Source organism: Streptomyces armeniacus (genome assembly GCF_003355155.1).
GTDB lineage: Bacteria > Actinomycetota > Actinomycetes > Streptomycetales > Streptomycetaceae > Streptomyces > Streptomyces armeniacus.
Genome location: NZ_CP031320.1, coordinates 2,334,411 through 2,347,642, shown reverse-complemented (window position 1 = coordinate 2,347,642; position 13,232 = coordinate 2,334,411). Strand labels below are relative to the sequence as shown.

Sequence of the window (13,232 nt, the reverse complement as noted above, 5' to 3'; positions counted from 1 at the left end):
TCGCGGCGCTCCCCATACCCTGGGGCTGGGGACTGCGCCCTATCACGGGGGCAGGGGGGCTGCGCTCTATCACGCACCCGCCCCCTCACCACACACGGAAAGGTGCCTACTGGCGTGGCTGACCGTCTCTTCGTCCGTGGCGCTCGCGAGCACAATCTCAAGAACGTCTCTCTCGACCTCCCCCGTGACTCACTCATCGTGTTCACGGGCCTCTCCGGGTCGGGCAAGTCCTCGCTCGCCTTCGACACGATCTTCGCCGAAGGGCAGCGCCGCTATGTCGAGTCGCTGTCCTCGTACGCACGCCAGTTCCTGGGGCAGATGGACAAGCCCGACGTCGACTTCATCGAGGGCCTGTCCCCCGCGGTCTCCATCGACCAGAAGTCGACCTCGCGCAACCCGCGCTCCACGGTCGGCACCATCACGGAGGTCTACGACTACCTCCGGCTGCTCTTCGCCCGCATCGGCCACCCGCACTGCCCCGAGTGCGGCCGGCCCATCACCCGGCAGTCGCCGCAGGCGATCGTCGACAAGGTGCTGGACCTGGAGCCCGGCACCCGCTTCCAGGTGCTGTCCCCGCTGGTACGGGAGCGGAAGGGCGAGTTCGTCGACCTCTTCTCCGACCTCCAGACCAAGGGGTACAGCCGGGCACGGGTGGACGGCGAGACCGTCCAGCTGTCGGAGCCGCCGAAGCTGAAGAAGCAGGAGAAGCACACCATCGAGGTGGTCGTGGACCGCCTCACCGTGAAGGACAGCGCCAAGCGGCGGCTGACGGACTCGGTGGAGACCGCGCTCGGGCTCGCCGGCGGCATGGTGATCCTCGACTTCGTGGACCTGCCCGAGGACGACCCGCAGCGCGAGCGGATGTACTCGGAGCATCTGTACTGCCCGCACGACGACCTGTCGTTCGAGGAGATGGAGCCGCGCTCCTTCTCGTTCAACTCCCCCTTCGGTGCCTGCTCCGAGTGCACCGGCATCGGCACGCGGATGGAGGTGGACCCGGAGCTGATCGTCCCCGACGAGGACAAGTCGCTGGACGAGGGCGCCATCCACCCCTGGTCGCACGGCCACACCCGGGACTATTTCGGGCGTCTCATCGGCGCCCTCGCCGACGCGCTCGGCTTCCGTACGGACGTCCCGTGGGCCGGTCTGCCCCAGCGCGCCCGCAAGGCCCTGCTGAACGGCCACCGGACCCAGATCGAGGTGCGGTACCGCAACCGGTACGGGCGCGAGCGCGCGTACACCACCTCGTTCGAGGGCGCGGTCCCGTTCGTACGGCGGCGGCACCAGGAGGCGGAGACCGACACCAGCCGGGAGCGCTTCGAGGGGTACATGCGCGAGGTGCCCTGCCCGTCCTGCCAGGGCACCCGGCTGAAGCCGGTGGTGCTGGCGGTCACCGTGCAGGGGAAGTCCATCGCCGACGTCGCCGCGATGTCCATCAGCGAGTGCGCGGACTTCCTGGGCGCGATGAAGCTGAGCGACCGCGAGAAGACCATCGCGGAGCGGGTGCTGAAGGAGGTCAACGAGCGGCTGCGGTTCCTCGTCGACGTCGGCCTCGACTACCTCTCGCTGAACCGCGCCGCGGGCACCCTGTCCGGCGGCGAGGCCCAGCGCATCCGGCTCGCGACGCAGATCGGCTCCGGCCTGGTGGGCGTGTTGTACGTGCTGGACGAGCCGTCCATCGGGCTGCACCAGCGCGACAACCACCGGCTGATGGAGACCCTGGTCCGGCTCCGGGACCTGGGCAACACCCTGATCGTCGTCGAGCACGACGAGGACACCATCAAGACGTCCGACTGGGTCGTGGACATCGGCCCGGGTGCGGGCGAGCACGGCGGCGAGGTCGTGCACAGCGGCCCGTTGAAGGAGCTGCTGGCCAACGAGAAGTCGGTGACCGGGCAGTACCTCTCGGGCAGGAAGGTGATCCCGACCCCGGAGATCCGCCGGCCGCTCGACCCCAAGCGCCGGCTCACCGTGCACGGCGCCCGCGAGAACAACCTGCAGGACATCGCCGTCAGCTTCCCGCTCGGCGTGCTCACGGCCGTCACGGGCGTCTCCGGCTCGGGCAAGTCGACCCTCGTCAACGACATCCTGTACACCCACCTGGCGCGCGAGCTGAACGGCGCCAAGTCGGTGCCCGGACGGCACACCCGGGTGGACGGCGACGACCTGGTGGACAAGGTCGTGCACGTCGACCAGTCGCCGATCGGCCGTACGCCACGGTCCAACCCGGCCACGTACACCGGGGTCTTCGACCACGTGCGGAAGCTGTTCGCCGAGACGATGGAGGCGAAGGTCCGCGGTTATCAGCCGGGCCGCTTCTCCTTCAACGTCAAGGGCGGCCGCTGCGAGAACTGCTCCGGCGACGGCACCATCAAGATCGAGATGAACTTCCTGCCGGACGTCTACGTCCCGTGCGAGGTCTGCCACGGCGCGCGGTACAACCGGGAGACGCTGGAGGTCCACTACAAGGGCAAGTCCATCGCCGAGGTGCTGGACATGCCGATCGAGGAGGCCACGGACTTCTTCGAGGCCGTGCCCGCCATCGCCCGCCATCTGCGCACGCTCAACGACGTCGGGCTGGGGTACGTACGGCTCGGCCAGCCCGCGCCGACCCTGTCCGGCGGCGAGGCGCAGCGCGTCAAGCTCGCCAGCGAGCTGCAGAAGCGCAGCACAGGCCGTACGGTCTACGTCCTCGACGAGCCCACCACCGGGCTGCACTTCGAGGACATCCGCAAGCTGCTGTCGGTGCTGTCCGGACTGGTCGACAAGGGCAACACGGTGATCGTGATCGAGCACAATCTCGACGTGATCAAGACGGCGGACTGGCTCGTGGACATGGGCCCCGAGGGCGGCAGCGGCGGCGGACTGGTCGTCGCAGAGGGCACCCCGGAGCAGGTCGCGGGCGTCACGGGCAGCCACACGGGCAAGTTCCTGCGGGACATCCTGGGGAGCAGGGTGACCGACGCTCCGGCGGAGCTGAAGCCCGCCGGGAAGGCGGAGCAGGCGCGGGCCGCGAAGGGCGCCAAGAGCGCGAGGAGCGCGGCGGCGGCGAAGAAGCCCGCGGCGCGTGCGGGCGCCCCGGCCAAGAAGGCGGCGGCGCGCAAGCGGTGACACGTGTGCGGTCACACGTACGCGATCAAGCGCGTGCGGTGACTCGGAGCTGACGGCCCGTCGTTCGACGGGCCGTCAGTCGCGTTCCGGCACGCGGGTGCTCCGCGTGTTGCGACAGCGACCGGCGGGTGTCCCGCGTTAACGTCCAGCGGGTTGGGCGGAAATGCGGTGCACCTGCTGTTTTCGATGATTTCTCCCGCGACCTCTGGTGTAGACCGGTCGCTCTTGCCAGCGTGTGCGGCTGTGTGCGCAGAAAGCGCACAGAACTCACGTCTCTGTGGGAGATGTTGTGATTCGAGTCCCTACACGCAGAAGACCCTTCACCCGTTCGCTGATACCAGCCGCCACCGCGCTCGCGCTCGCCGCCGGGCTCGCCCCGGCCGCCGCCGAGGCGGCGCCCGCGCCCGCGCGTACGCCCGCGTCCGCGGTCCCGGCCGCCGCCCCCGCCGACGCGGGCGGGACCGACGGCATGGAGCTGTCCCGTACGAGCCGGCCGGTCGCCCCCGGCACCACGCTCACCTCGTTCGACCGGCTCAAGCCCGACAAGTGGCTGCGTGCCGACGCGCTCAGCGTGGACCTCGACGGCGGCGCCCAGGTCGACCACCTGTCCTCCGGCAGGGTCTCCGAGCGCCGCACCGTCGGCGAACTCGCGGACGCGCACGATCCGGGGAAGGGCCGCCGTACTGTCGCCGCCATCAACGCCGACTTCTTCGACATCAACGAGTCCGGGGCCCCGCTCGGCCCCGGCGTACGCGACGGCAGGCCCGTCAACTCCCCCGCACCCGGCAACTCCGAGTCCGTCGGCTTCGGCCCGGACAGCGCCGGCCGCATCCTGGACCTGTACTTCGAGGGCACGCTCACCCTGCCCGACGGCACCGAGCCCCTCGACGCGTACAACGCCGCCAACGTCCCCGACAACGGCATCGGCGCCTACAACGCGCAGTGGGGCGCGGCCGACCGCTCCCTGACCGTCGACGGCGCCGCGGACACCACCGAGGTGGCGGTGCGCGGCGGCAAGGTGACCTCGGTGTCCGGGGGGCCGGGCAAGGGCGACGTACCGCACGGCACCACCGTGCTGCTGGGCCGCGACGCCGGCGCCAAGACCCTGGCGGGGCTGGCGCCCGGTGACGAGGTGTCAGTCGAGTACCGCATGCGGACGGACGACGGCAGCCCCGTGCCGCGTACGGCGGTCGGCGGACGCGGCCTGCTGGTCGTGGACGGCGAGCCGCAGAACTGGGAGGGCCGGCCGAACAACCCGACGGCCCCGCGTACGGCGGTCGGCTTCTCCAAGGACGGCTCGACCATGCACGTGATCACCGTGGACGGCCGGCAGCCCGCCTCCGGCGGTGTCACCCTCACCGAACTCGCCCTGATGATGAAGGACTTGGGCGCCCACAACGCGCTCAACCTGGACGGCGGCGGCTCCTCCACGCTGCTCGCCCGCGAGCCCGGCTCGGACGAACGGCAGCTGGAGAACGCGCCGTCCGACGGCGAACAGCGCGAGGTGCCCAGCGGCCTCGCCCTCACCGCCCCCGACGGCAGCGGCCGGCTGCGCGGCTACTGGGTGGAGACCGCCGCCGACCCGGCGCGCGCCCCGTCCTCCGACACCGTGCCGGGCGGCCACCCCGAGCGCGTCTTCCCGGGCCTGACCCGGCAGCTGACCGCGGCGGGTCACGACGAGACGTACGGCCCCGCGAAGGGCGCGCCCCGCTGGCGTACGGACCGGCCCGGCGTCGGCAGCGTCGACGGCGACGGCACGTTCCACGCGCGTCGCACCGGCAGCACCGAGGTGACCGCGCACTCGGGCCGCGCGCGGGGCGGCACCCGGCTGGAGGTCGTCGGCGAACTGGACCGCGTACGGGCCACGCACGACCGGGTCGGGCTGGCGGACCCGGGCGCGAACGGGTCGTTCGGCGTCGTCGGCTACGACGCGCGCGGCACCAGCGCGCCGGTCGACCCGGCCGACGTACGGCTGAGCTACGACCGTTCGCAGTTCACCGTCACCCCGGACCCGGAGAGCGGCGGCTTCACCGTGGCGGCGCGTACGGACCAGGCGTCCGCCTCCGGGCAGATCACCGCGACGGTGGACGGGCACAGCACGGTGCTGGGCGTCACCGTGGGCCTGAACGAACGCGTGGCGGCGGACTTCGAGGACGCGCCCGACTGGACGTTCAGCGCGGCGCGCGCCGAGGGCTCCGTCGCGGCGGAGCCGGAGGGCCGTACGGGCGGCGGGCTGAAGCTGTCGTACGACTTCACCAAGTCCACGGCCACCCGTGCCGCGTACGTCAATCCGCCGGAGCGCATAGAGCTGACAGGCCAGCCGCAGAGCTTCACGCTGTCGCTCAAGGGCGACGGCAAGGGCGCCTGGCCCTCGCTGCACCTCGTGGACGCGAACGGCACGAGCCATGTGCTGCGCGGCCCGGACGTCGACTGGGAGGGCTGGCGCGAGGTCACCTTCACGGTGCCGGAGGGCGTCGCGTACCCGCTGGAGGTACGGCGCTTCTATCTGGCGGAGACGCGGCCCGCGGAGCAGTACAGCAGCAGCGTCGTCATCGACGAGCTGGTGGCGCACACGCCGCCGGACCTGCGGCTGCCGCCGAAGCCGGTGGTACGCGATCCGCTGATCTCGACGGCGGCCGACGTACGCGGGCGTGACTGGCGGTTCGCGGTGATGTCGGACGCGCAGTTCGTGGCGCGCGACCCGAACAGCGAGATCGTGCGGCAGGCGCGGCGGACGCTGCGCGAGATCCGGGCGGCGAAACCGGACTTCGTGGTGGTCAACGGCGACCTGGTGGACGAGGGTTCGCCCGCGGACCTGTCGTTCGCGCGCGACGTGCTGGAGGAGGAGCTGGGCGACGCCGTGCCCTGGTACTACGTACCGGGGAACCACGAGATAATGGGCGGGAAGATCGACAACTTCACCGGTGAATTCGGTCCCGCCCAGCGCACGTTCGATCACAAGGGCACGCGTTTCCTCACCTTCGACACCTCGTCGCTGACCCTGCGGGGCGGCGGCTACGGCCAGTTCGAGGAGCTGCGGCGGCAGCTGGACAAGGCGGAGCGCGACCCGCGGGTGCGTTCGGTGGCGGTCCTGCAGCACGTACCGCCGCGCGACCCGACGCCGCAGCAGGGCAGCCAGCTCACCGACCGGCTGGAGGCCGATCTGCTGGAGGACTGGCTGGGCGACTTCCGTACGCGCTCGGGCAAGGGCGTGCTGTTCGTCGGGGCGCACGTCGGGGTGTTCCACGCCTCGCGGGTGGACGGCGTGCCGTATCTGATCAACGGGAACTCGGGCAAGGCGCCGTCGGCACCGGCCGACGAGGGCGGCTTCACCGGCTGGTCGATGGTCGGAGTGGACCGTGGACACGGCCCGCAGCACGGGCGCGGCGGCGACCCGTTCGCCGTACGGACGGCCGCGCACGTGGACGGCCTCGCGCTGGACGCGCCCGCCCGGCTGTCCGTCGGCGACACGGCGGAGGCGGCGGCCACCGTCCTGCAGGGCGAGGGGGCGAATGCCCGCGAGGTGCCCGTCGGGTGGCCGATGAGCGCGGACTGGTCCGGATCCCGTGAGATGTGCGTCGGGAGCGGCGGCGACAGCGGCCGTAAGGGGTGCGCGGCCTCGTACGACCCGGTGACCGGCAAGCTCAAGGCGCTGCGGCCCGGGACGATCACGCTCGCGGTGGAGGTGAACGGGGCGCGGGCGGAGCGCGAAGTCGTAGTGCGCTGACGCCTGCTCTGGCGGCGTAACGCGTCGGGACCGCCGAGGACTTGGGCCTCGGCGGTCCCGTGCTCCGTACGGAAGGCGTTTACGGAAGGCGGCCGTCAGCGCTTGGCGTCGGCGTCCTCCGACGCGCCGCCGGAGGGCTTGCCTCCGGTGTGCTCGCCGTCGGTCTCCGGCTCCTGCTTCCTGGCGGCATACAGGCTGGTCGCCGTCGTGACGAGCAGCACCGCGCAGATGACGCCCAGCGAGACCGGGATGCTGATCACGGGCACGTGCACACCGGCCTCGTGCAGGGCGTGCAGCACGAGCTTCACGCCGATGAAGCCGAGGATGACGGACAGCCCGTACGAGAGGTGGACCAGCTTCTTGAGCAGCCCGCCGATCAGGAAGTACAGCTGCCGCAGGCCCATGAGCGCGAAGGCGTTGGCGGTGAAGACGATGTACGGATCCTGGGTCAGGCCGAAGATCGCCGGGATGGAGTCGAGCGCGAAGAGGACGTCGGTGGTGCCGATCGCGAGCATCACGATCAGCATCGGCGTCATCAGGCGCTGGCCGTGCTCGCGGATGAACAGCTTCGTGCCGTGGTACTGGTCGGTGGACGGGACGCGGCGCTCGATCATCTTGAGGAAGCGGTTCTCCTCGTACGCCTCCTCCTCGTCCTCGGCGCGCGCCTCCTGGATGAGCTTCCAGGCGGTCCAGATGAGGAAGCCGCCGAAGATGAAGAAGACCCAGGAGAAGGTGGAGACGATCGCCGCGCCGGCGGCGATGAACCCAGCGCGCAGCACGAGGGCGATGAGCACGCCGATCAACAGCACCCGCTGCTGGTAGATCGTCGGCACCGCGAACTTGGCCATGATCAGGACGAACACGAAGAGGTTGTCGACGCTGAGCGACTTCTCCGTGACGAAGCCCGCGAAGAACTCACCGGACGGCTGACCGCCGCCGAAGACCAGAAGGCCGAGTCCGAAGAGGGCGGCGAGCACGATCCAGACCGTGGTCCAGATGCCGGCCTCCTTGATGGAGACCTCGTGCGGCTTGCGGCCGCCGACGAAGAAGTCGACGGCGATGAGGGCGCACAGACCGATGACGGTCGCGACCCAGACGGCAAAGGAGACATCCATACGTGCTGTACCTCCGGCGGTCACTGCTGCCTGGAGGTCTCTTCCGCCCGTGGACACGCGATGCCGCGCCACCGGACCGGAGCCCCGGGGCCGGTTGGCCGGCCCGTACTGACGGGGACACCGCGAGGTTGGGAATACTCCCCTCCGCTGAGGCAAGCGTAAAGCAGAGCCAAGGAAAGGTAAAGTGCTCCTTTACCTTTCCTTGGCTGCCGCCCACCCGTCCCCCGGGGTCTGTGCGCGCCGGCGGGTCCGTGCCCGCCGGCTCAGCGGCCGTGCCCGTACGGCTGCCGGCTCAGCGGCCGTACGCCTGCCGCGCCGTCGCCACCTGCTGGAGCACCTGCGGCACGACGCGGCTGCCGCTCGGCACGAGCGGCGGCTCGTACGTCCACGCGTGCCCCACCCACGGGTCCGCCAGATGATCGTCCGGGACCGGGGTGATGCGCAGCAGGGAGCGCCACAGCGGGTCGAGCACCGGGCCGTACGCCCGTGCGTCCTCGCGGTCGGCGACCATCAGCAGATTGACGCCGACGGCCGGGCCCTCGTCCGCGAGGTAGCGGAGCTGGGTGACGGCCCGGTCGTCGAAGCCGTGCGGGAAGTCGTGCACGATCAGCAGCTGTTCGGCGGTGTCGAGCTCGGGCGGCAGCGACGAGGTCGCGCCGCTGCGCACGGCCATCTGCACCAGGTCGACGCGCTGGGTCAGCCGCTCCAGCATCTGTGTGACACCGGCGGCGCCCACGGCCGGTGGCTCCCGCAGCGCGCCCGACTCCAGCAGCGGAACGAGCGACGTGGCCGCGGAGCCCGCCGGGTCGATGACGTTGAGCGTGAAGTCGTCGACCGGATAGACCGCAACCAGCCGGGCCGCGATGGCCACCGCCGTCTCCACGGCGAGCCGGCGCAGCTCGTCGGAGCTGACCAGCGAGGCGCCCGAGCCGCTGTTCCCGCTGTCGATCCACAGGCCGCGGTCCAGCGGCAGCCGTACGAGCATGGGGATGCGCAGGTCGGCGCGCTCGGGGAGGGTGAGGTCGCCGAGCCGCAGCGCCATCGGCACCTCCATGGGCACCTCGTACGCCTGCCACACCGGGTTGTCCCAGCGGGCGAAGGCGGGCGGCAGCGCGGGCTCGACGACGGCGGCCTCCGCGACGAGCTGGTTCAGGTCCCGCTCGAGGACGGCGCCGGCCTGGTCGACGAGCTGGGTGTGCTTGGCGCGGGCCTCTTCCCTGGCCGCGTCGGCGACGGGGCCGACCCGGGTGCGCGGATCCGAGAGCACCTTGTCGAGCTCCTGCTCGCGGCGGGAGTCGGCGAAGTCCACCGCGGAGCGGTAGGCCGCGACGGTGCGCGCGAGGTCCTCGAACATGCCCCAGATCTGGTTGTACAGCCGCTCGTCCATGGACCAGCCGGAGGCGTCACCGGCGACGGGTACGGGCGGGCCGCCCGCGGGCTGTCCCGCGGCCCCCGACCCGGCTGCGGCTCCGGCTCCGGCTCCGGCTCCGGCTCCGGACGCTGCCGCCGCGGGCGAGCCCGCGCCGGACGGTACGGGCCCGGGCGGCGGGGCGGCGCCCGCTCCCGCGCCGGACGGCGTGCTGCTCGAACGGCGCGCCGGGTGCTGGTAGTCGACGGGTCCGCCACCGCCCGCCGGAGCGCCGGCGCTGTTGTCCGGGGCCGGGGTGCCGGACGGCACGGGGCCGCCGGACGGGCGCCCACGGCCGTCGGTACCGCCCTGGGGGTCGGCGGCCGGCCGGGCGGCGCCGGCCTGTGTGGCGTGCTGCCGGGCGCCGCGGGCGGCCGGCGGAGGAGGCGCCACGGCACGGGCGAGGCCCGCGGCGACCGCCTCGTTGATCGTGTCCGCGAGCTGCTGGGACTCGGGGAGCCCCTGGTCCTGGAGCATGGCGGCGAGCCCGCCCGCGTACCCCTGGCCGACCGCGCGCACCTTCCACGCGCCCTGCCTGCGGTACAGCTCCAGCGCGACGACCGCGGACTCCGCGTCCAGACCGGTGATCGTGTAGCTGGCGATCTCGGTCCCGTCGAGGCTCGTCACCGCCGCGAACGGCGAGGCGAAGGCGCCGAAGCTGGCCGGACCGCCGACCCCGGTGGGGAGTGCGAGCAGCACGTTGACCCGGTGGACCGCGTCGGGCAGTGCGTTGAGATCGACCGCGAGCCGGTGGTCGGCGGCGGCCTGCCGGGAGACCTCGAGCCCGGGGAGATTCGGCTCCGCCGGGTGCGCTATCCACCCCGCGTCGCGCATGTGCCCGTGCTCGTCGTTGAGCGTCGCCCCGGCGAGCACCGGCTTCCCGGCCGACACCCGGATCTCCAAACGGGTCTCGGGCAGTGGATGGTTCTGCCCGCGGACCAGCTCGGCCGTCATTTTCGCACCCCTCCGCCGCTTGCGGTCACGAAATCCTGCTGCCTACAGAAACGGCACGATCGTCGGCATCAGGTCCTGGAACGTGCGGCCGTTGGCGGCCTCACCGATGGCCGTCATGTTCCAGCCGTTGCCCTGCCGGTGGACCTTGGCCATGATCTGGGCGGTGTACTGACCGCCGCCGGTCAGCGTGTACCGCGCCATCTCCTGGCCGTTGGTCTCGTCGACCAGACGGCAGAAGGCGTTCTCGACCTCGGCGAAGGTCTGCCCGGTGAAGGAGTTCACCGTGAAGACGATCTGGTCGATGTGGACCGGCACACGCTGCAGGTCCACCAGGACCGCCTCGTCGTCGCCGCCCTGGCCGGCGCCGCCCACCAGGTTGTCGCCGGTGTGCCGGACGGAGCCGTCGTCGCTCACGAGGTGCCGGAAGAAGACGACGTCCACCGGCTGCTTGTCCGCGAACAGCACGGCCGAGGCGTCCAGGTCGATCTCCTTGGCGCGCTTGCCGAACAGCCCGCGGCGCGGAGCCGCCTGCCAGCCGAGCCCCATGCGCACCGCGGTCAGGGTGCCCCCATCGGACTTCTGCAGGCTGATGGCCTGCCCCTTGGACATGTTGACCGTCACTGCGCGTTCCCCTCTCGCCGTACTCTCTGCGTGCCGCCATCACCGACGGCACTCCCGCACCCTATGCAGTGCGGCCGACGCTCGCGCCAGGCCACCCCGTCTTTGTGTCGTTCTTGCAACACTCCGCTACTTCAGGCCCGCCTCCTTCATCTGCCTGAGCTCCTTCTTCAACTCCCCTACCTCGTCTCGCAGCCGTGCCGCGACCTCGAACTGCAGCTCCGCGGCGGCCGCGCGCATGCGGTCCGTCATCTGCTCGATCATCTGGGCGAGTTCCTCCGCGGGCCGGTCCGTCAGCTCGGCGGTTTCCCTGGTCTTCCCGGCAGTTGCCTTGCCGCCCAGCGCGGGCACCGGCGCCTTCGCGGGCTTGTCCTTGTCGCCGCCCGTGTGCCGGTAACCGGTGCCCAGCAGCTGCTCGGTGTCGATGTCCTCGCGAGCGATGTCGGCCACGATGTCGCCGATCTTCTTCCGCAGCGGCTGCGGGTCGATGCCGCGCTCCGTGTTGTACGCGATCTGCTTCTCCCGGCGCCTGTTGGTCTCGTCGATGGCCTTCTCCATCGCCGGGGTGATCTTGTCGGCGTACATGTGCACCTGGCCCGAGACGTTCCGCGCGGCACGACCGATCGTCTGGATCAGCGAGCGGCCCGAGCGCAGGAAGCCCTCCTTGTCGGCGTCGAGGATCGACACCAGCGACACCTCGGGCAGGTCCAGGCCCTCCCGCAGCAGGTTGATCCCGACCAGCACGTCGTACTCACCGGAGCGCAGCTCCCGCAGCAGCTCCACGCGGCGCAGCGTGTCCACGTCGCTGTGCAGATAGCGGACCTGGATGCCGAGCTCCTGGAAGTAGTCCGTCAGGTCCTCGGCCATCTTCTTGGTGAGCGTGGTGACGAGCACGCGCTCGTTCTTCTCCGTACGCGTGCGGATCTCGTGCACCAGATCGTCGATCTGCCCCTCGGTGGGCTTGACGACGACCTCCGGGTCGACCAGGCCGGTCGGCCGGATGATCTGCTCCACCACACCGTCGCCGCGGGAGAGTTCGTACGGCCCGGGGGTCGCGGAGAGGAAGACGGTCTGGTCGATGCGCTCCAGGAACTCCTCCCACTTCAGCGGGCGGTTGTCGATCGCCGACGGCAGCCGGAAGCCGTGCTCGACCAGCGTCCGCTTGCGCGCGGCGTCGCCTTCGTACATCGCGCCGATCTGCGGGACGGTCTGGTGCGACTCGTCGATCACGAGCAGGAAGTCGTCCGGGAAGAAGTCGATGAGGGTGTGCGGCGCCGAGCCGGGCTCGCGGCCGTCGATGTGCCGGGAGTAGTTCTCGATCCCGGAGCAGGTGCCGATCTGCCGCATCATCTCGATGTCGTACGTGGTGCGCATCCGCAGCCGCTGCGCCTCCAGCAGCTTGCCCTGCTTCTCCAGCGCGGCGAGCTGCTCCTCCAGCTCGGCCTCGATGCTCGTGACCGCGCGCTCCATGCGCTCGGGGCCCGCGACGTAGTGCGAGGCGGGGAACACGAAGAGGTCCTGGTGATCGGAGATCACCTCGCCCGTGAGCGGGTGGAGGGTGGACAGGGCCTCGATCTCGTCGCCGAACATCTCGATGCGGACGGCCAGCTCCTCGTACACCGGGAAGATCTCGACGGTGTCGCCGCGCACCCGGAAGGTGCCGCGGGTGAACGCCATGTCGTTCCGCGTGTACTGGATCTCGACGAATCGCCGCAGCAGCTGGTCCCGGTCGGTCTCCTGGCCGACCGAGAGGGGGACCATCCGGTCGACGTACTCCTGCGGCGTGCCCAGACCGTAGATACAGGAGACGGACGCCACCACGACGACGTCGCGCCGGGTCAGCAGCGAGTTGGTGGAGGAGTGCCGGAGCCGCTCCACCTCCTCATTGATGGAGGAGTCCTTCTCGATGTACGTATCCGTCTGCGGGACGTACGCCTCCGGCTGGTAGTAGTCGTAATAGGAGACGAAGTACTCCACGGCGTTGTTCGGCAGCAGCTCGCGGAACTCGTTGGCGAGCTGGGCGGCCAGGGTCTTGTTCGGCGCCATGACCAGCGTCGGCCGCTGGAGCTGCTCGATCATCCACGCGGTGGTCGCGGACTTGCCCGTGCCTGTCGCGCCCAGCAGCACGACGTCCTTCTCGTCGGCGCGGACGCGCCTGGTCAGGTCGGCGATGGCCGCCGGCTGGTCACCGCTGGGCTGGTAGGGGCTGACGACCTCGAAGGGCGCCGCCTTGCGTTCGATCTCCGTAACAGGCCGCATGCATTCAACGGTACGACCCGCCACTGACAATCAGGCTCGG

6 protein-coding genes are annotated in these 13,232 nt (G+C 71.0%); 2 read left to right on the top strand and 4 right to left on the bottom strand.

What is annotated here, in order from left to right:
• The first annotated feature begins 114 nt into the window (after positions 1-114).
• Positions 115-3,111 (top strand): excinuclease ABC subunit UvrA, encoded by a 2,997-nt coding sequence (gene uvrA, locus DVA86_RS10215; RefSeq protein ID WP_208877563.1) that lies wholly within the window; start codon positions 115-117, stop codon positions 3,109-3,111.
• 469 nt (positions 3,112-3,580) lie between these two features.
• Entirely contained in the window at positions 3,581-6,838 is a 3,258-nt protein-coding gene (locus DVA86_RS10210) for a phosphodiester glycosidase family protein (RefSeq protein ID WP_245997579.1), read from the top strand.
• A 95-nt stretch (positions 6,839-6,933) separates the two neighbouring features.
• Here DVA86_RS10210 and DVA86_RS10205 read toward each other — a convergent pair whose 3' ends face one another.
• The 4 genes from DVA86_RS10205 to uvrB form a co-directional block, all read right to left on the bottom strand.
• Positions 6,934-7,953: a TerC/Alx family metal homeostasis membrane protein gene (locus tag DVA86_RS10205; RefSeq protein WP_208877561.1), complete on the bottom strand. Its 1,020-nt coding sequence runs from the start codon at positions 7,951-7,953 to the stop codon at positions 6,934-6,936.
• A gap of 292 nt (positions 7,954-8,245) precedes the next feature.
• On the bottom strand, positions 8,246-10,315 hold the full coding sequence (locus tag DVA86_RS10200; RefSeq protein ID WP_208877554.1) for a TerD family protein: 2,070 nt from the start codon (positions 10,313-10,315) through the stop codon (positions 8,246-8,248).
• A gap of 42 nt (positions 10,316-10,357) precedes the next feature.
• Positions 10,358-10,936 carry a TerD family protein gene (locus DVA86_RS10195; protein ID WP_208877553.1) on the bottom strand — a complete coding sequence of 193 codons (579 nt, stop codon included), beginning with the start codon at positions 10,934-10,936 and terminating at the stop codon, positions 10,358-10,360.
• Positions 10,937-11,062: 126 nt separating this feature from the next.
• Positions 11,063-13,192, bottom strand: a complete 2,130-nt coding sequence (uvrB, locus tag DVA86_RS10190; RefSeq protein ID WP_208877551.1) for an excinuclease ABC subunit UvrB — start codon at positions 13,190-13,192, stop codon at positions 11,063-11,065.
• Positions 13,193-13,232 lie beyond the last annotated feature (40 nt).